Origin of the sequence: Burkholderia gladioli (assembly GCF_000959725.1) — a bacterium.
Taxonomy (GTDB): Bacteria; Pseudomonadota; Gammaproteobacteria; order Burkholderiales; family Burkholderiaceae; genus Burkholderia; species Burkholderia gladioli.
Genome location: NZ_CP009322.1, coordinates 1641933 through 1660845, shown reverse-complemented (window position 1 = coordinate 1660845; position 18913 = coordinate 1641933). Strand labels below are relative to the sequence as shown.

Below are 18913 nucleotides of genomic sequence, written 5' to 3'. Positions count from 1 at the left end.
CCTGCGCGATCCATGCCGGCTTCCTACCCACGCAATCCCGCAGGCGGACCCATATGCACCACACACGCAAGGGCATCATCCTCGCAGGCGGATCGGGCACGCGCCTGTATCCGATCACGCACGCGGTCTCCAAGCAGATCCTGCCCGTCTACGACAAGCCGATGATCTACTACCCGCTGTGCACGCTGATGGTGGCCGGCATTCGCGACGTGCTGCTGATCTCCACGCCGCGCGATCTGCCGTGCTTCGTCGCGCTGCTCGGCGACGGCAGCCGCTGGGGCATGAACATCCAGTATGCCGAGCAGCCGTCGCCCGACGGCCTCGCGCAGGCCTTCATCATCGGCCGCGAGTTCGTAGCTGGCGGCCCGTCGGCGCTGATACTCGGCGACAACATCTTCTACGGCCACGACCAGGTGGCCCAGCTCGAACTGGCCGACCGCCATGCCGAGGGCGCCACCGTGTTCGCCTATCACGTCCGCGATCCCGAGCGCTATGGCGTGGTGGAGTTCGACCCGCATTTCAATGCCGTGTCGATCGAGGAAAAGCCGCTCGCGCCGCGCTCGAACTATGCGATCACCGGCCTGTATTTCTACGACGACCAGGTGTGCGACATCGCCGCCGATATCCGTCCGTCCGCGCGCGGCGAGCTGGAGATCACCGACGTGAATCGCCGCTATCTCGAACGCCAGCGCCTGCATGTCGAGATCATGGGGCGCGGCTATGCGTGGTTCGACACCGGTACCCACGATTCGCTCACCGAGGCCGCCAATTTCGTGGCCACGCTGCAAAAGCGCCAGGGCCTGATGGTGGCGTGCCCGGAGGAGGTGGCCTATCGCCGCCAGTGGATCGACGCGGCGCAGCTGGAGCGGCTCGCCACGCCGCTGAAGAAGAACGCCTACGGCCAGTACCTGTTCAACCTGATCGAGGACGGCATCGCGTGATCGGCTGATCGCGCAGCCCGGCTCGGCGCCTCGCGATCGGGCACGGCGTTTTGTGCGACGCCGTACCGAATCGGGATCGGGTTGACCCTAGCATCTCCCTCAACGGTCCGATCGATTCGTTATGCGAAGCAAGCCGATCGGCGAAGAGTTTCAACCAGCGGCACCCATCCCTGCGAGGTAAGCCAAAGTGAGCTCAACCATCGGTATTGACAGCCTGTCAGCGCGGCAAGTCGAGCTGCGCCCGTTCCCGGCCCTGACGATCAAGGTGGCGCTCGCATCCTCGGACGTGCTGGGCTTCGCGCTCGCCCTGCTGATCACCACGCATTTTCTCGGCACTTTCGCGAGCGCACCGCAACTGAGCATCTGGAAGACCGTCAGCCAGCAGCCGATGGTGGTGTACATGCTGCTGGCCTGCGCCGGCACCATCTGGTTCTGGCTGCGGGTGCGCCATTACGGCGTGCGCCGGCCGTTCTGGCGCGAGCTGCGCGAGGTGTTCGAGGCGCTGGTGGTGCTGGCCGTGGCGCATCTGGCGCTCACCACGCTCACCAAGGGCATGTTCTCGCGCGGCTGGTGGGCGCTGACCTGGAGCGGCGCGTTCGTGCTGGTGCCGAGCCTGCGCCTGCTCACCAAGAAAATCCTCGATATGGCGCATCTGTGGAAGCGGCCCACGCTGATCGTGGGCTGCGGCGAGTCGGCGCTGGAGGCGGCCCGCATGATGTCCGGCCAGCTCTATCTGGGCGCCGACGTGGTGGCCTATGTGGCACCCGATGCGCGCGCCGACGCCAAGTTCGTGGGCCAGGTGCCGGTGCTGCGCGGGCTGTCCGCCGACACGCTGCGGGCCTTGCCCGGCGCCCAGGTGGTGATCGCGCTGGAGCCCGACGACCGCGAGCTGCGTAACGCCTGGGTGCGCGATCTGAGCAAGAGCGGGATACGCGAGGTGACGGTGATGGCGCCGATGCGTGGCGTGCCGCTGTGCGGCACCGACGTGTCGTATTTCTTCGGCCACGAGGTGATGATGCTGCGCGTGCAGAACAACCTCACGCGCTTTTCCGCCAAGGTGCTGAAGCGGATCTTCGACGTGGCCGCCGGCGGCTTTCTGATGCTGATGCTGCTGCCGGTGTTCGCGCTGCTCACGCTGCTTGTGGCGAAGGACGGCGGCTCGGCCTTCTTCGGCCACACGCGAATCGGCCAGAACGGCCGCAAGTTCAAGTGCTACAAGTTCCGCTCGATGGTGCTCGATGCCGACGCCGTGCTCAAGGCGCTGCTCGAACGCGATCCGGCCGCCCGCGCCGAATGGGAGCGCGACTTCAAGCTCAAGCACGACGTGCGCGTGACGCGGATCGGCGCGCTGCTGCGCAAGACCAGCCTCGATGAGCTGCCGCAATTGTGGAACGTGCTGCGCGGCGAGATGAGCCTGGTGGGCCCGCGCCCGGTGGTGGAGAAGGAGATCGAGCGCTATGGCGACGACGCCGCCTATTACCTGCTGGCCAAGCCCGGCATGACCGGCCTCTGGCAGGTGAGCGGGCGCAACGACACCGATTACGCGCGGCGCGTGTTTCTCGACGCCTGGTACGTGCGCAACTGGTCGCTGCGCAGCGACATCTCCATCCTGTTCAAGACCATCGGCGTGGTGCTGCACCGCGACGGCGCCTATTAGCCGCTTGCATGACGCCCGCAAAATGCCTGCAACGGGCTTGCGGGAACCCCAAAACGTCGTCACCCAGGAATCCGAGGACATGCCTGCCATGCTGGAAGTCACCAAAGCCGTGTTTCCCGTGGCCGGTCTCGGCACGCGCTTCCTGCCGGCCACCAAGGCCAGCCCGAAGGAAATGCTGCCGATCGTCGACAAGCCGCTGATCCAGTACGCGGTGGAGGAGGCGATCGAGGCGGGCATCACCGAGCTGATCTTCGTGACCGGGCGCGGCAAGCGCGCCATCGAGGATCATTTCGACAAGTCATATGAAATCGAGGCCGAGCTGGAGGCGCGCAACAAGACCCAACTGCTGGACATGGTGCGCAATATCAAGCCGGCCAACGTGGATTGCTTCTACGTGCGCCAGGCCACGGCGCTGGGCCTCGGCCACGCGGTGCTGTGCGCCGAGAAGCTGGTGGGCGACAGCCCGTTCGCGGTGATCCTCGCCGACGATCTGCTGTATGCCCCGCAGCCCGTAACCAAGCAACTGGTGGGCGTGTTCAACCACTATCACAGCTCGGTGGTGGGCGTCGAAACCATCGAGCGGGCGCAAAGCGCCTCGTATGGCGTGGTGGACGGGCGCCTGTGGGGCGACAACGTGATCAAGCTGTCGGGCATCGTCGAAAAGCCCGCGCCGGCCGACGCGCCGTCGAATTTCGGCGTGGTGGGCCGCTATGTGCTGATGCCCACCATCTTCGAGCATATCCGCGCGCTACGGCCCGGCGCCGGCGGCGAACTGCAGCTGACCGACGCGCTGCAATCGCTGCTGGCCGAGGAGCAGGTGCTGGCCTACCGCTATGCCGGCGAGCGCTTCGATTGCGGCAGCAAGCTCGGCTATCTGAAGGCCACCGTGGAATTCGCACTGCGCCATCCCGAGGTGCAGGCGGATTTCGAGGCCTATCTGCAACGCTTCCTGCAGGCCCGGGCCGTCGCCGTGGCGTCCTGAGGCGGGCGCCGCCACGCGCTGCGGCGCCCTCGTTCGAAGCCGATCCGAACTCGATTCCAGGCCCGATCCGGCCGCCGTCGCCGGGCAGGCTGTACTATATGCGCGTCCTTGCCACGGCAAACTGAACGGATAGAGATACGGCATGAGACGGATCGGCGTCTATGGCGACGCGAGCAACATCGGGATGAACGGCGGCCACGGCATGGCGCTGTCACGTTAGCGGAGTATGTTCACGAGGGGGCGAGCGTGACCGGCCTGTTTCATGCGGCATGTCAGCCTTGGCAGCCGGGTAGCTGCGTAACGGGTCGGTGACGATCTTGCGCGGCGCCGGAAAGGAACGCGGCACACGCTGGAAAAAGCGCTTCGCTGCTGCCTTGTCACGCTGCTTCTGCAGCCCAGCTCGGTGCCGCGTTCGTCGACCGCTCGCCACAGCAGCCAGGACTCGCCGCGCAGATTCACGAACATTTCGTCCTAATGCCAGATGCGGCCCGACTTTCGTCGCGCAGCCTTGACCCGCCGGGCGAAGGTCGCGCCGAATTTGTCGCACCATCGGCGGATCGTCTCGTGGCTGACGCTCACGCCGCGCTCGAATAACAGTTCCTCAATGTCGCGTAGGCTCAGCTGGAAGCGGAAATACCAGCGCACCGCCTGGCTGATGATCGCTGCGGGGAATCGATGGCCGTGGTAGAGCGATTTTGGTTTCATCGGCCCCTCTTACGCGACCAGCACCGTCAAGGTGACAGCGCCCACAGAATGCTTTTGTTTCCTTGTCACGAGCTAAATCATTTTCAGGAAAGGCATTTTCTGTTTGGCCAGACTGACTGGGGCCGGTGTGCCGCCGCGCCGATACCGCATGGCGCGTCGGCCTTACCGGGTTGGTCTCCCCGCACTGCACCCGCTCAAACCGGGTTCGCGGCCACGAAGTTCTTGAAGGTGGTATAGGCCGGCATCTTGGTCACGCCATCGGTCTTCACGAGGCCGTACTGGTCGTCGATCATCGCGTACATCATCACGGACTGGATGTTGTAGGTGTCCTTGATCTGCCTGTACTCGGTCAGCGCACGCGTGACGTAGGCCGATTGACCGGTCTGGGTGTCGGTCGCACCGGCCCAGCCCCATTCGGTCAAAAAGATAGGCATGCCAAACGAATCCTTCAGCGCCTGCAGCACGTTGTAGCAGGCGTTGCTTCTCCAGCCGCAGGTGATGTCGCCCGAGCTCTCGTACCAGTGGTAGCAGGTGATGTCCCAGCGCACCGAGGCCGCGCCCGTCACGCCGTTCGCGCTGCCGTCCGGCGTGATGCCGCTCCACAGCATCTGCAGCGCACGATAGGCGAGCGGCACGCCCACGTTTACGCCCACCTTGATGGTGGAATCGATGGCCTTCACGCCGTCGATCATGCCGCGGATCACGCCACGGAATGCCGGCCAGCCCGAGGGGCTGTAGTTGTCGGTGTTGCTGCCGTCGCCGCCGGTCAGCACGGCCGTGTCCAGCTCGTTGCCGCATTCGACGTACTGCACGAGGCCCTTGAGCGGCGTGGTGCAGCTGGTGCCGAGGTTGTAGCCGAGCGTGTAGGCGGCGGATTCGCTCATCGACGCGCTCCAGCCGGCCGAGAACGGGTTCAGCACCGGCATGATGGCCACGCCGCTGTTGGCGAAGGCGCCCTTCAGCGCGGTGGCGAGGGTCTGGGCCATGCCCGAGCCGGCCACGTCGCAGCGGTACATGGTGGCGCCGAGGTCCTTGATCATCGCGAGCTGCGCGGCCGCCGACATCGTGTGATAGATGCCCGCGTCGTAGGCCATGTGGCCGTTCAGGCCGTAGAAGTACGGCGTGCTGCTGGTGGAGGTGGTGGTGCTGCTCGAGGTGGACGAGCTGGTGGTGGACGACGAGGCGGCCGAACCCGTGGTGGTACTCGTGGTGCCGGTGCCGTTCGGGCGACCGTGGCGCATCGCGGCCTCGGCGTCGTTGCCGCCACCGCCACACGCCGCGACCGCCAGGCCACTAGCGGTGCCGAGCAGGTAGGACATGAACTTTCTACGGGACTTCGAAGTGTCCGACTTTTGAGACTCTGGATTCGTCAGGTCAATGCCGATTTCGGCAGAAAACGGGTTTTTATCGGTGTGCGGCACTGCGGTGGCTTCCGGGTTGGGGTGAAAGGGATCGCAGTATATTGACGCTTGTTTTTTAATGTGTTTCGAAATGTAACGGATAAATTGGGCCGATATGTCATCCAATGTTAATGATCTGACGATTGATTTTTTGATGAGAGTTTTGATATCCGAGCGACGAATAATGATGTTGAAAATGATCATGAAAATTCGATGATGGCCGGGTGCCGGGGGAGGGTATCGGTTCGCCGGCCGCTTGCACGACGTGGAAAAAATCCCGGCCCGGATCGGGTGCCGGAAAATTTACCTTGCAACCTTTCCGGCCTTGTTTCACGGGCATTTTTCGAGGGCGCGCCGGGAAGCGTTGCAGATCCGCACTTCCTGACGCCGATCTGTCTGACGACGTGGATCGAATCAGTGTGAACGGCCGGCGTTTTTCGAGATTTTCCATTCACGATTCATTTCATGATGGGAAAAATTACCGAATTGGTTTTTGGGTTGCATGATTTTTTTGACGTATGCCGAGATATCCAGATATTCGAATTGCCGTCTCGTTTTTCGAGGTGGATGCGAGCCCCGAAATATCCCGAATCTCATATTATCCAGGTGCAGGAAACCACTCGAAAACACCGCTTCCGGCGCTGGCGACCGACCCCGGGAAATCGACGCCAAATGTGCGCCAAGTGCTTGAGCCACCAGAAGAAAAGGGATACACGCCGGCGTTGTTGCAAGTTTGAAACAAACGGGGGTCGCTCCGCATCTTCCGGCGGCCCGAAACGGCCCCGTCGCCTCTCGGCAACACGCCTGCTGTTACGCGGCGCGACGCTCGTCGATGCCGACGGCGAACGCCGTGCCAAGGTCTTGCCATGCCTGCCGATGGCGCTGTCACGTTAGCGGAGTATGTTCACAAGAGGGCGAGCGTGACCTGCCTGTTTCATGCGGCAGAGGGATTTCTGGGTGACCTCGGCCAATGCACACCACGTCGACAAGCGTGCGGCGAGGTGTTTGCGATAAAGCGAAGCGCGCAGCAGATGCCGCTTCAGGGCGAAGTGCAGGCGGATCAGCCGAAGCTCTCGAGGAAAGCCTGAGTGCGCGTCGGGTCGCGAAACCCTCGCATGCGTCGCTCGCGTTCGCGGGTCGGCTGATGGCTGTTCTCGGCGCGGTTGTTCACGCGCGCAGCGGCCTTCACGAACACGTGCTTGACGTTGGCGAGCGCCGGGATGTCAGCCTTGGCAGCCGGGTAGCTGCGTAACGGGTCGGTGACGATCTTGCGCGGCGGCGGAAAGGAACGCAGCACACGCTGAAAAAGCGCTTCGCTGCGGCCTTGTCGCGCTGCTTCTGCAGCCCAGCTCGGTGCCGCGTTCGTCGACCGCCCGCCACAGCAGCCAGGACTCGCCGCGCAGATTCACGAACATTTCGTCCAGACGCCAGATGCGGCCCGACTTTCGTCGCGCAGCCTTGACCCGCCGGGCGAAGGTCGCGCTGAATTTGTCGCACTATCGGCGGATCGTCTCGTGGCTGACGCTCACGCCGCGCTCGAATAACAGTTCCTCAATGTCGCGTAGGCTCAGTTGGAAGCGGAAATACCCGCGCGCCATCCGGCTGGTGCCCAACGCGAGCGAGGCCCCGGACGACGCGCCCACCTATCTGGGCGCGAAGCTGCGGCTGCGTGCGCGCCGGTCGAGCCGCGCCGTGGCGTTCACTCCGTCGCGCTGGCGCGCTGCCTCGCAGCTGCCCGCCACCGGCTTCGTCTCGGGCATCTGGCCCTGCGTGGGCTCGATCTTCGTGCTGATCGCCTCGGTGGCCACCCTCGCGCCGTGGATCGGCATCGCGGCCAGCTTCGCGATCGCCGCCGGCGTGGCCCTGACCGTGACGCTGTTCGGGCTCGGCGCGATCGGCGCGAACCGCTTCATCAGCGGCCGCGGCATCCACCTGCGCACCCGGCTCCAGGCCACGCAGCGCGCGGTGGCCATCGCCGGGGCCGGCGCCATCGTGTGTTCGGCGCGGTGCAGGCCACGCTGATTCTCACCGGCTATCTGCAACCGGTCCTGACCTGAGCGCGGCCCGCGCCTACAGGCCGACCCGCGACACCTCGGCATGCACGCGCGGAGCCAGCAGGCGGCGCCGTATCCGGTCGCGCACCGGCGTCACGACGCGCTCCTGGAACACCACCGCCACCATCACCGTGGCCAGCAGATAGAGCGGATAGCCGCCCAGCGCGGGCGTTGCCAGCTTGGCCGAGGCCAGGCACGCGCCGAGGTCGTGGAGGCAGGCGGCCGGCGTCATGTCCACCGCCATCAGCTTCTGCACGCGCACGAACACCAGGAACAGCGGCAGATGGATCGCGAAGATCGACAGCGCGGCATTGCCGAGCCGCGCGGCCAGTTTCGTGACGCCGCCGGGGAGGGCCCGGCAGGCGAGGCAGGCCACCAGCAGCGCCAGCTCCGCCGGCAGCAGGCCGCCGTTGTGGATCACATAGGCCCAGAAGCGCGGGCCGTGCGCCTGCAGGCCCGACGCCAGCGCGAAGCCCAGCGCCGCGAACGCCAGCAGCGCCCACACCCATTGGCGCGATGCCGTGAAGCGCTGGAGCACGCCGTCGCGATAGAGCCCGTAGAGCAGGATGCCGATCATGAATTCGGGCAGCCGCATCAGCGGCCAGGTGGTGACGATGCCCACGCCCGCCGGTGAATACCAGTGCAGGCTGCTGGCGACGATCGGCGGAATCAGGTAGATCACCCACAGCAGCACGGCGAAGTGCAGCTTGCGCTGCATCGCCAGCAGGCGCGGCGCCAGCAGCGGAAAGACCAGATAGAAGAAAAACAGGGCGGACAGCGACCACGACGGTGGATTGATCTGCACATAGAGCGGATTCCAGGCATGCAGCAGGCTGAGCGTCAGCAGCATGTTGAAGGCCGTCTCCAGCGGCGGCAGCGTGACGACCCGCACCGGATCGCCTTCCATCGACGACAGCATGAAGCGGTTGATGTCCTGGTGCGTGGCGAGCGCCACGGCGATGAAAAACGCCAGCGAGATCAGATGCGTGGGGTAGAGCGTGGCCAGCCGCTTCACGAAGAAGGTGCGGGCGCCGCCGCGCAGGGCACCCGAGGCCGCGCCGAAATACACATGCGAGAGGATGAAGCCGGACAGCAGGAAGAAGGTGCTGGTGGCAAAGCCGCCGAGCCCGAGCAGCTCGTGAAATGGCATCCGCTGGCTGCCCACGTAGGCGCCGATGGTATGGAACACCATCAGATAGATGGCGAGCCCGAATCTCAGGATGTCGACGCCTGAAAAGGTCTGCTTCATGTGTGGCTCCCGACGCATTTGTCGTTGATTTCTGTCGCGCACGTCTTCCCCGCTGCCGGCCGGCCCGACTTCCGAGGCCCGCATCGCCGGACATACGATATACGCCGGGTGGAGAACGGATGTTCGCTGGGCAACATTGCTGCCATCATGGCGGCAGCCAACATCACCTATCGGAACGGCACGGCGCCTTTCGACACGCGCGTCCAGAAGCAGACACCCTAGTACCGCGACCGTAGCGCAAGCCTTTGCCGCGTCGAGGCGCGCGGGGCCGTGTCGTCCGCTGCGCTCCCTCCCGCACCACGCTGCACACGGAGCCCACTGCCCGCGATACGTCAGCGGCGCCGAACGCCGTGGCCGTCTGCTGACCTGCGGGACCGTATGATTTATCTCGCTATCGCGCGCAGTTTGCGACGGGATGGGCACGCGATAGCGGATGGCGGATCTGGCGCGCGGCGAACGGCTCTGAACGATCCGAAGCGGTCAATGTAAGCGATCGATAAACGACGTCTATCAGTCATCAAACGTGTAAGAGCGTTCTGATATCCTTCGCCTCTCATTCCGGCTGGCTAGGAGTAGTGTTATGCGTTGGATAGCGACTCTTGTACTGGCAATTGTATGTACGTGTTCCGCGCTAGCTGCCCCGGCCGCTTTTAACGCAGGAGTAATCCGCCTTACGGTGGTGGACGACGCGGCCTCGTTCGACACGGTCGTCTTTTACCCAACGCATGAGCGTGAGGTTCCGTGGCAAGCGGGGCCGTTCACTGTCGAGGCGACGCGCAATGCTCCGCCGGTGCCGGATAACCGCTTCCCGGTTGTATTGATTTCACACGGACGAGGTGGCAGCCCCTTCAGCCACCGTGAATTGGCTAGCGCTCTGGCTCGCGCCGGATTTATCGCCGTCTTGCCGACGCACGTTGGGGACGCTTCAGGCCATCCCCAAGCGCCATCGCAAGCCCAGATTCTGATCGATCGACCCCGGCAGGCAGAGGCCGCGCTCAATGCAGTCCTCACAGATCCACGGTTTTCGGCAAGCGCCGAGGCCGGACGAATCGGCATGATCGGATACTCGGCAGGCGGCTACACGGCGCTGATTCTGGCGGGAGCGAAACCCGACTTTGCGTACGCCAGTGCGTACTGCGCGAACCACGATGATCCGGGATCATGTCCGCGTTCAGCATCCAGCAATGGTACGAACGGTGTTCAAGGTAAAGCGGCCGTACCCGCTGAACTGGTAACCTGGCAACCGCCCGTCGATCGCCGCCTGAAGGCCCTGGTGCTGATGGATCCACTGGCCATGATGTTTGAGGCACCCGGCTTATCCGCTGTGCGCGTGCCGACGATGCTCTATCGTCCGAAGGACGATAGCTATCTTGGTTCTGCGAGAAACTCTCTTGCCGTTGTGTCAGGCTTGCCCACACCGCCTGCAGTCCACATCGTGCCAGGCAACCACTTCGTTTTCATTGATCCTTGCCCGGCCTCGGTCGCAGTCAGTGCGGCACGGATCTGCCAGGATGCGCCCGGGATCGATCGCGTGGAGATTCATCACCAGATCGACCAGGAGGTCGTGGACTTCCTGCGAGCAAATCTATAACTCATTCGAGCTGAGCTGGCGTGTCCCGTGAAGCAGCGCAGCGTAGTGGTCGACAGACTTTGCCAGAGGCAATCGCTGGAACAGCAAGGTGAGGTAACCAACGTGCTGCTGCGTGCAGGTCCGCCTAGTGGCACCGAATGTGGCTCGGGGCGGCGACTTCTGCCGTGTGAAATCCCGCGCCAAAAAAAAACCCGCCACTGCCGGGCAGTTAAATAGTTGCTCCAACAACTAGTTGGACATAAAGAGAATTCGAAATTTCTCGTATGTAGTGGCTAAGTTCAAATGTCCGCTTTCGCGCCGCGTAAGCTATCCGGCCGCCGGTTGTCCGGTGCTAGGAGCTTCGATGACTGCAACAGAACGGATCACGATGACGATACGGGAGCTGGACCGATTCAAGGTCATTAAGGAGGTCGCGGACAGCGGTCTCAAGCCGTGGCGAGCGGCCGAGCGACTCGGATTGACGCCGCCGCAGATTCCGCGACTGGTCGGCCGGCTGCGAGAGCGCGGGCCGCAAAGCCTCGTTTCGCAGCGGCTCGCGAAGATTGGCGATGTTCAAGAAGTTCTGCTCGACAAAAATCATTGCGCAGCATGCAGAAGTTGTGAGCGCTCAACAAGTGATTGACGCTATGTCTGCGTGGGAGGTGTTGCTTTGCGAGGCTGCCGCGGGCACCGGTCCGCCGAGGTAAGGCTGGGCCTTTGCGGCAACCCTTCTGCTACAGACGTACCGCGATTGCGGCAATTCACACACTTACCTCGTCCAGGCCACGTGCCTAGACTCGCCTGGCAAAAAACGAGGAAAAATCCATGTCGAAACCATATGGCGACGAAATCGGCAGGCTCACTGGGCTGGCGTGCAGTTTGCCGGGTTGCCATCTCGCGCTAACGGTGAAATACCGATGACGCAGCGCCGTCTGAAAATCGCTTTGGGGCTGCTGGCTCTCGTCGTGGTGGCGCTTGCCGCGGCGTTCAACGTGCTCAATCTGCAGGAAGCCTACGGAGACGGCCCGCCATACTACGGCCAAACCACGAACATGGACAAATGGGAAAGTCCCTTGCCCATGCTGCTGCCCGTCGATGCCGTAGTGATCGTTCTGCTGAGCGTCTACGCAATCTGGCTGCGTCGGACCCGAAGCCGCAATCCACGATAAGCCCGCCCAATGAATCAAGCCTGGCGCTTGCCCCGCCCACCACCAGGCTTACCCGCCGGCTTGCGTGAACCACCCGCAGCCGGCTTCCCGCCAGTCTTCCCACGCGGCTTTTGCATGCTGAACGGGCTGCCGATGGTGTGAATCGTATCCATCCCCGTCACTTCAGCCCTTTGCCCCACCGCCTGCCCGGCCTTCGGCTTCTTCGGTTTTTTCGGCTTCTTGATGAGCTCGCCCGAAGCGCTGGTTTCCGGCACGCGATGCTCGGCTTCAAACCCCGGCTCTTCCTCCCGTCGCAGCGTTTGCCGGATCAGCGCCTCGATCGCCGCCAGTTGCGGCGCCTCGTCCGCGCACACCAGCGACACCGCCACGCCGCTCGCACCCGCGCGCCCGGTCCGGCCGATGCGATGCACATAGTCCTGCGCCACGATCGGCAGATCGACGTTGATCACCAGCGGCAGATCGTCGATATCCAGCCCGCGCGCGGCCACGTCGGTGGCCACCAGCATCTGGATCTCGCGCGCCTTGAAGCGCTCCAGCGCACGCAGCCGCGCCGGTTGCGGCTTGTCGCCGTGAATGGTGTCCACCGCGTAACCCGCTTGCTCCAGCACGGCCGCCAGGTAATCCACGCCGTTGCGCGTCTTGGCGAACACCAGCGCATGCTCCCATTTGTTGCGCGCCACCAGATGCATGAACAGCTCGGGCTTGTTGCGCTTGTCGACCGTCACCACCCATTGCCTGATCTTGCTGGCGGTCGCGTTGGGCGCGCTCACGCTGATATCGACCGGCTTGCGCAGGATGTTCGCCGCCATGGCGCGGATCTCGTCGCTGAAGGTGGCCGAGAACAGCAAGGTCTGGCGCCGCTCGGGCAGGGCGGCGAACACGGCATCGAGTTCGCGCGCGAAGCCCAGGTCCAGCATGCGATCGGCTTCGTCCAGCACCAGCGTCTGCACCTGGTCGAACTGCACCGCGTTCTGGCGGTTCAGGTCCAGCAGGCGGCCCGGCGTGGCGACGAGCACATCCACGCCTTTGCGCAGCTTCATCATCTGCGGATTGATGCTCACGCCGCCATAGGCGGCCAGGAAGCGCAGATCGAGGCCCTTGCCGTAGTCGACGAAGCTCTGCAGCAGTTGCTCGGCCAGCTCGCGCGTGGGCACCAGCACCAGCACGCGCGCGCGATTGCTGGCCACCGCCGGGCCGTGTTGCACCAGCCGCTGCAACAGCGGCAGCGCGAAACCCGCCGTCTTGCCGGTGCCGGTCTGCGCCGCGGCCATCACGTCCTTGCCGCCGAGCACGGCAGGGATCGCCTTGGCCTGCACCGGCGTGGGTGTCTGGTAGTTGAGTTCCTGCAGGTTGCGCAGCAACGGAGCGATCAGGCCGAGCGAGGCGAAGGACATGGACATATTCCGGACGAAAACGGTAATTCTAGCGGTTGCCGAGGTGATCGCGCCAAGCGGTTCGACCAGAGGATGGCGTCGTACTGCCTGGCGATGATTCGCAGGCGCGTCGGATCCCCGAGCGCGGCGAATACCGGTGCCGCGCCGCAAAGCTGCGCGGCGGCGGGCATCGACGCGCGGCACTGCCGAACGCCGCTCGAGGTATTGCTCGACGGGGTTCACCCGCCGCGCCGGCGTTCCGCCGGCATGCCGAGCATCTGCGGCAGCCGCGTCCCGAGAAAATCGATGAAGGTGCGCAGCCGCGCCGAGAGCTGGTTGCGCTCCAGGTAGACCGCGTAGATATCGGCATTGGGCAGGCTCCAGTCGGCCAGCAGCGGCATCAGCGAACCCTCGCGCAGCAGCGCATCGATTTCCCATTGCGAGCGGATCGTCACGCCGTGCCCGTCGAGCGCCCATTTCAGTACCGCCGCGCCGTCGTTGCTGCTGAGCGGGCCGCGCACCTTCACGGTTTCCTCCTGGCTGCCGCGCGTGAAGTGCCAGCTTCCATAAGCGGAATCGTTCTCGCGCAGCACCAGGCAGGGATGCTGCGCCAGCTCGCGCGGCGTGCGCGGCGTGCCGTGTCGCGCCAGGTAGGCCGGCGCCGCGCAGACGATGCGCCGGTTGCGCAGCAGCCGCCTGGCGTTGATGCGCGCCTCGGGCACGTCGCCGAAGCGGATGCCGACGTCGAAAGCCTGTTCCTGCAGGCTCAGCGGCCGGTCGGTCAATTGCAGCTGGATCTCCATCGAGGGATGGCGGGCGACGAATTCGGAAATCGCCGCGGCCACCCAGGTGCGACCGAAACCGAACGAGGCGTTGACGCGCAGCAGCCCGGCCGGCGCCGCGCGGCTGCGGCTCACCAGTTGCTCGAGCTCGGCCAGCTCGGCGAGGATCCGCGAGCCGTTGTTCAGGTACAGCTCGCCCTCGGTGGTCACGCTGATCTGGCGCGTGGTGCGGTTGAGCAGGCGCACGCCCAGCCGCAGCTCGATCTGCTTGAGGCGCTTGCTGACCGAGGGCGGCGTCACGCCCAGCTCGCGCGCGGCCGCGCTGAGGCTGCCCTGACGCACCACCAGCTCGAACAGCGCGAGATCGGAGATCGCGTCCATTTGTTCCCTCAGGTTAATACCGGTTTGCTTTCGCCGATACCATGGCGTTCAAGGCAGCAATTAGACTACAAAAAACGCTGGAGGAACCATGTTCGACGACTTCGAATCCGTCTCGGTGGAGACCGACGGAACCCATATCCAGGCCTGGAAGGGCGGCACCGGCCCCGCGCTGTTGCTGCTGCACGGGCATCCGCAGACGCGCGCGATCTGGCATCGCGTCGCGCCGGTGCTGGCCCGGCACTTCACGGTGGTGGCCGCCGACCTGCGCGGCTACGGCGACAGCGGCAAGCCCGCCGGCCTGCCCGATCACGCGAACTATTCGAAACGGCGCATGGCGCAGGACCAGGTGGAGCTGATGCGCGCGCTCGGTTTCGAGCGCTTCGACGTGCTGTCGCACGATCGCGGCGCGCGGGTGGCGGTGCGCCTGGCGCTCGACCATCCCGAGGCGGTGCGCCGGCTGGTGACGCTCGACATCGCGCCGACCCTGGCGATGTACGAGCAGACCTCGTTCGCCTTCGCGCGCGCCTACTGGCACTGGTTCTTCCTGGTGCGCCCGGCGCCGTTCCCGGAAACGCTGATCGAGGCCGACCCGGACCTCTACCTGAAGCAGACCATCGGCGCGCGCAGCGCGGGGCTCAAGCCCTTCACGCCGCAAGCCTATGCCGAATACCTGCGCTGCCTGTCCGCGCCGGGCACCGCGCACGGCATCTGCGAGGACTATCGCGCCTCGATCACGATCGACCTCGAACACGACCGCGCCGACCTGGCCGCGGGCCGCAAGCTGGCCTGCCCGATGCTCGCGCTGTGGGGCGCCGAGGGCGTGATCGGCCAGTGCTTCGATCCGCTGGCCGAATGGCGCCGCTGGTCGGATGCGGTCACGGGGCACGCCTTGCCCTGCGGCCACTACATCCCCGAGGAAGCGCCCGAGGCGCTGCTCGACGCGGCGCTGCCGTTCCTGCGCGGCTGAACACGAAGCCGGCGCGGCCCACGCGCCGCGACCCATCACACCCACGATACGAAAGGAGCCGGGATGGCGATCCGGACGCTGTACCAGAAACTGGTCGATTCGCACACGGTCGAGCCGCTCGACGCGGACAACGTGCTGCTCTATGTCGACCTGCACCTGATGAACGAATACACCAGCCCGCAGGCCTTTGCCGGGCTCGACGCGAAGGGCCGCGCGGTGCGCCGGCCCAGGCAGCAGGTGGCGGTGGTGAGCCACATCATCCCGACCCACGCCGAGCGCCCGCGGGTGATCCTCGACGCGGATTCGGCCAACCAGGCCAGCAATCTCGCGCGCAACTGCGAGCGCGCCGGGATCCGCCTGTTCGGCACCAACGACCCCGACCAGGGCATCGAGCACGTGGTCGCGCCCGAGCATGGCTTCGTGCGGCCCGGCATGGTGATCCTGTGCGGCGACAGCCATACCACCACCTACGGCGCGCTGGGCGCGCTCGGTTTCGGCATCGGTACCTCCGAGGTCGAGCACGTGCTGGCGACGCAGACCCTGGTCTACCGGCTGGCGCGGACCATGCGCATCGTGATCGACGGCGAGCTGCCTTTCGGCACGTCCTCGAAGGACCTGGTGATCTGGCTGGTGGCGCGCATCGGCGCGCAGGGCGCGCGCGGCTACGCGGTGGAGTACGCGGGCACCACCATCGACGCGCTGTCGGCCGAGGCGCGCATGACGCTCTGCAACATGACCGTCGAGGCCGGCGCGCGCGCCGCGCTGATCGCCCCCGACGCGACCACCTTCGACTACGTGCGCGCGCATACGCGCTTCGACGAGGCGCAATGGGCGGCCGCCCGCGCCGACTGGCAGGCGCTGGCCAGCGACGTGGGCGCCGTGTTCGATGCCGAGCACCGCTTCGACGCGGCCGAGGTGGCGCCCTTCGTGACCTGGGGCACCAGCCCCGATCAGGCGATCGCGATCGACGCGCTGCTGCCGGCCGCCGAGGAGCAGGCCACGCCGAGCGAGGCCGAATCGACACGCCGCGCGCTCGACTACATCGGCCTGGCGGCGCGCGAGCCGATTGCCGGCACGCCGATCGACCGCGTCTTCATCGGCTCCTGCACCAACGGCCGCATCGAGGACCTGCGCACGGTGGCCGGCATCGTGCGGGGCCGGCGCGTGGCGGCCGGCGTGCGCGCGATGGTGGTGCCGGGCTCGGGGCGCGTGCGCCGCCAGGCCGAGGCCGAGGGCATCGCGCGCGTGCTGATCGAGGCCGGCTTCGAATGGCGCGAGCCGGGCTGCTCGATGTGCCTGGCGATGAACGACGATTTCCTGGCCGACGGCGAGCGCTGCGCCTCGACCACCAACCGCAACTTCGAGGGGCGGCAGGGCCGTGGCGGCCGCACCCACCTGATGAGCCCCGCGATGGCGGCCGCCGCCGCGCTGACCGGCCGCATCACCGACATCCGCACCCTGGAGCGCTGAGATGAGCCTGCTGACCACCATCGAGGGCCGCGCCTTGCCGCTGCCGATCGAGAACCTCGACACCGACCAGATCATGCCCAAGCAGTTCCTGCGCGGCATCGACAAGGCCGGCCTCGCGCGCGGGCTGCTGTACGACCTGCGCTACGACGCGCAGGGCGTCGCGCGCGAGGATTCGGTGCTGAACGACGCGCGTTACGAAGGCGCCGCCGTGCTGCTGGGCGGCGCCAACTTCGGCTGCGGCTCGAGCCGCGAGCACGCGGTCTGGGGCCTGCTGCAATACGGCTTCGCGGCGGTGATCGCGCCGAGCTTCGCCGAGATCTTCTACTCGAACGCGATGAACAACCGCCTGCTGCTGGTGGCGCTGCCGCGCGAGCAGGTGGATGCGCTGGCGGCCGACGCGCGGGCGAACCCGCAAGGCAACCTGCGCATCGACCTGGAGGCGCAGACGGTGCACTCGGCCGCCGGGCGCAGTTATGCGTTCCCGCTCGGCGCGCGCCACAAGCGGATGGTGATCGACGGCCTCGACACCATCGACTTGACGCTGTCGATGCAGGCCCGCATCGAGGCCTTCGAGCAGGCGCATCGCGCGGCGCGCCCCTGGGCGCTGATCGACGCGACCCAGGCAACCGCCGCGGCCTGAGCGCCGCGGCATCCATCGCTGCCCGCGCTACCGGGCAGCAGCAGGCGGCGGCGCATCCCGCCGGCCGCCGGTTTTCCTGAAACCGTCGCTGCGACCGCCCGTCAACAGGGCGGCGGGGACGACGCACGCCTACCTTCCGGAGGAGACAATGGCGACTCGCACGCAATCCGTGCCGCTCTGGCGGCATCTTTATCTGCAGGTCCTGGTGGCGATCGCGCTCGGTGTCGCGGTCGGCCATTTCGCGCCCTCGGCGGCGCAGGCGCTGAAACCGCTCGGCGACCTGTTCGTGCGGCTGATCCGCATGGTGATCGCGCCGGTGGTGTTCTGCGCGGTGGTGACCGGCATCGCCAGCATGCGCGACATGAAGGCGGTGGGCCGCGCCGGCGGCAAGGCGCTGCTGTACTTCGAGCTGATCTCCACCGTCGCGCTCGGCTTCGGCCTGCTGATGGGCCATCTGCTGCAGCCGGGCGCCGGCTTCAACGTGTCGATCGCCTCGCTCGACGCCTCGGCCGTATCGGGCTACGTCTCGCGCGCCGCGCACGGCGAGGGGCTGACCGGCTTCCTGATGCAGGTGGTGCCCGATACCTTCGTCGGCGCCTTCACGCACGAGGAGATCCTGCCGGTGCTGCTGCTCGCGCTGCTGTGCGGCTCGGCGCTGTCGGTGCTGGGCGAGCGCGTCAAGCCGGTGGTCGACCTGGTGGACGGCGCCGCGGCGATGATGTTCCGCATCGTCGGCTTCATCACGCGCGTCGCGCCGATCGGCGCCTTCGGCGCGATCGCCTTCACGGTCGGCAAGTTCGGGGTGGGTTCGCTGCTGCCGATGTTCAAGCTGGTCGCCTGCTTCTACCTGAGCGCGCTGCTGTTCGTGTTCGTGGTGCTGGGCGCGGTGGCGCGGCTGGCCGGCTTCAGCATCCTGCGTTTCCTGGTGTTCATTCGCGAGGAGCTGCTGATCGTGCTCGGCACCTCGACCTCGGAGAGCGCGCTGCCGCAGCTGATGCTCAAGCTCGAGCAGCTCGGCTGCCGGCGCGGCGTGGTGGGGCTGGTGGTGCCGACCGGTTATTCCTTCAACCTCGACGGCACCAGCCTCTACATGACGCTGGCCGTGCTGTTCCTGGCCCAGGCCACCAACACGCCGCTCACGCTGACCCAGCAACTGACGCTGCTGGCCGTCACCATGCTGACCTCGAAGGGCTCGGCGGCGGTGGTCGGCGCCGGTTTCGTGACGCTCGCGGCCAGTCTCTCGGTGGTGCCCACCGTGCCGGTGGCGGCGATGGTGCTGGTGCTCGGCATCGATCGCTTCATGTCGGAATGCCGCTCGCTGACCAACCTGGTCGGCAACGGCGTGGCCGCCATCGTGGTCTGTGCCTGGGAGGGCGCGCTCGATCGCGAGCGCCTGCGCGCGGCGCTGCACGGCGAACTGCGGGACGAGCATCGCTCGGCGGCGGATGGCGCGATGCCGGCCGCGGCCGGGCGTGAGGGCGAGGGTGTCGAGGGTTTGTCGGCCGAGGCCGCGCAGCCGGGGCGCTGAAGCCACGATGGAGATCGACCCGGCAAGCCGGCGCTGCCGGTTCGC

General features: G+C 66.0%; 17 protein-coding genes and 2 pseudogenes. 12 read left to right on the top strand and 7 right to left on the bottom strand.

Features of this window, described 5'->3' with window-relative positions; all coding sequences use genetic code 11:
* Positions 1-53 precede the first annotated feature (53 nt).
* The 3 genes from rfbA to galU all read left to right on the top strand — a co-directional run bounded on the left by rfbA (position 54) and on the right by galU (position 3580).
* On the top strand, positions 54-941 hold the full coding sequence (gene rfbA / locus BM43_RS07570; protein ID WP_036056026.1) for a glucose-1-phosphate thymidylyltransferase RfbA: 888 nt from the start codon (positions 54-56) through the stop codon (positions 939-941).
* Between the two features lie 253 nt (positions 942-1194).
* Positions 1195-2598, top strand: coding sequence for an undecaprenyl-phosphate galactose phosphotransferase WbaP (gene wbaP / locus BM43_RS07565; RefSeq protein ID WP_461610082.1), 1404 nt, complete (start codon positions 1195-1197; stop codon positions 2596-2598).
* Between the two features lie 88 nt (positions 2599-2686).
* Positions 2687-3580: a UTP--glucose-1-phosphate uridylyltransferase GalU gene (galU, locus tag BM43_RS07560; protein ID WP_036056028.1), complete on the top strand. Its 894-nt coding sequence runs from the start codon at positions 2687-2689 to the stop codon at positions 3578-3580.
* 265 nt (positions 3581-3845) lie between these two features.
* Here the strand turns inward: galU and BM43_RS40230 are convergent.
* The 3 genes and pseudogenes from BM43_RS40230 to BM43_RS40225 form a co-directional block, all read right to left on the bottom strand.
* Positions 3846-4285: pseudogene (locus BM43_RS40230) on the bottom strand (IS6 family transposase); the annotation flags it as partial.
* A gap of 194 nt (positions 4286-4479) precedes the next feature.
* Positions 4480-5604 (bottom strand): hypothetical protein, encoded by a 1125-nt coding sequence (locus tag BM43_RS07550; protein WP_052409203.1) that lies wholly within the window; start codon positions 5602-5604, stop codon positions 4480-4482.
* A 199-nt stretch (positions 5605-5803) separates the two neighbouring features.
* Positions 5804-6136 carry a hypothetical protein gene (locus tag BM43_RS40225; protein ID WP_124083725.1) on the bottom strand — a complete coding sequence of 111 codons (333 nt, stop codon included), beginning with the start codon at positions 6134-6136 and terminating at the stop codon, positions 5804-5806.
* Between the two features lie 14 nt (positions 6137-6150).
* Here BM43_RS40225 and BM43_RS40220 point away from each other — a divergent pair, with 14 nt between their 5' ends.
* On the top strand, positions 6151-6579 hold the full coding sequence (locus tag BM43_RS40220; protein ID WP_144417635.1) for a hypothetical protein: 429 nt from the start codon (positions 6151-6153) through the stop codon (positions 6577-6579).
* A gap of 166 nt (positions 6580-6745) precedes the next feature.
* Here the strand turns inward: BM43_RS40220 and BM43_RS42190 are convergent.
* Positions 6746-7100 (bottom strand): annotated as a pseudogene (locus BM43_RS42190) (DDE-type integrase/transposase/recombinase).
* Positions 7101-7116: 16 nt separating this feature from the next.
* Between BM43_RS42190 and BM43_RS42185 the strand changes: the two are divergent.
* Entirely contained in the window at positions 7117-7707 is a 591-nt protein-coding gene (locus tag BM43_RS42185; RefSeq protein ID WP_236717790.1) for a hypothetical protein, read from the top strand.
* Positions 7708-7755: 48 nt separating this feature from the next.
* On the opposite strand, the gene BM43_RS07535 is transcribed toward BM43_RS42185, so the two are convergent.
* A complete protein-coding gene (locus tag BM43_RS07535; protein ID WP_036056030.1) occupies positions 7756-8988 on the bottom strand; it encodes an acyltransferase family protein in 1233 nt (410 codons plus the stop codon).
* 676 nt (positions 8989-9664) lie between these two features.
* On the opposite strand from BM43_RS07535, the gene BM43_RS07530 reads away from it, so the two are divergent.
* From BM43_RS07530 to BM43_RS07525, 3 genes are all read left to right on the top strand, one after another.
* A complete protein-coding gene (locus BM43_RS07530; RefSeq protein ID WP_230676427.1) occupies positions 9665-10579 on the top strand; it encodes an alpha/beta hydrolase family protein in 915 nt (304 codons plus the stop codon).
* 343 nt (positions 10580-10922) lie between these two features.
* Positions 10923-11201 (top strand): helix-turn-helix domain-containing protein, encoded by a 279-nt coding sequence (locus tag BM43_RS38520; protein ID WP_219847292.1) that lies wholly within the window; start codon positions 10923-10925, stop codon positions 11199-11201.
* Between the two features lie 274 nt (positions 11202-11475).
* Complete coding sequence (locus tag BM43_RS07525; RefSeq protein ID WP_036056032.1) at positions 11476-11727, top strand: hypothetical protein; 252 nt, start codon at positions 11476-11478, stop codon at positions 11725-11727.
* Positions 11728-11741: 14 nt separating this feature from the next.
* On the opposite strand, the gene BM43_RS07520 is transcribed toward BM43_RS07525, so the two are convergent.
* Both BM43_RS07520 and BM43_RS07515 read right to left on the bottom strand, forming a co-directional pair.
* Positions 11742-13121: a DEAD/DEAH box helicase gene (locus BM43_RS07520; RefSeq protein ID WP_036056034.1), complete on the bottom strand. Its 1380-nt coding sequence runs from the start codon at positions 13119-13121 to the stop codon at positions 11742-11744.
* 218 nt (positions 13122-13339) lie between these two features.
* The gene (locus BM43_RS07515) at positions 13340-14263 is read right to left on the bottom strand and encodes a LysR family transcriptional regulator (RefSeq protein ID WP_013690481.1); all 924 of its coding nucleotides are present in this window, start codon (positions 14261-14263) and stop codon (positions 13340-13342) included.
* 88 nt (positions 14264-14351) lie between these two features.
* On the opposite strand from BM43_RS07515, the gene BM43_RS07510 reads away from it, so the two are divergent.
* The 4 genes from BM43_RS07510 (at position 14352) to dctA (ending at position 18868) form a co-directional block, all read left to right on the top strand.
* A complete protein-coding gene (locus BM43_RS07510) occupies positions 14352-15230 on the top strand; it encodes an alpha/beta fold hydrolase (RefSeq protein ID WP_036037750.1) in 879 nt (292 codons plus the stop codon).
* 63 nt (positions 15231-15293) lie between these two features.
* Entirely contained in the window at positions 15294-16700 is a 1407-nt protein-coding gene (gene leuC / locus BM43_RS07505) for a 3-isopropylmalate dehydratase large subunit (protein ID WP_036056036.1), read from the top strand.
* Position 16701: 1 nt separating this feature from the next.
* On the top strand, positions 16702-17340 hold the full coding sequence (gene leuD, locus BM43_RS07500) for a 3-isopropylmalate dehydratase small subunit (RefSeq protein ID WP_036056039.1): 639 nt from the start codon (positions 16702-16704) through the stop codon (positions 17338-17340).
* Positions 17341-17488: 148 nt separating this feature from the next.
* Positions 17489-18868: a C4-dicarboxylate transporter DctA gene (gene dctA / locus BM43_RS07495; RefSeq protein WP_036056041.1), complete on the top strand. Its 1380-nt coding sequence runs from the start codon at positions 17489-17491 to the stop codon at positions 18866-18868.
* Positions 18869-18913: the final 45 nt, after the last annotated feature.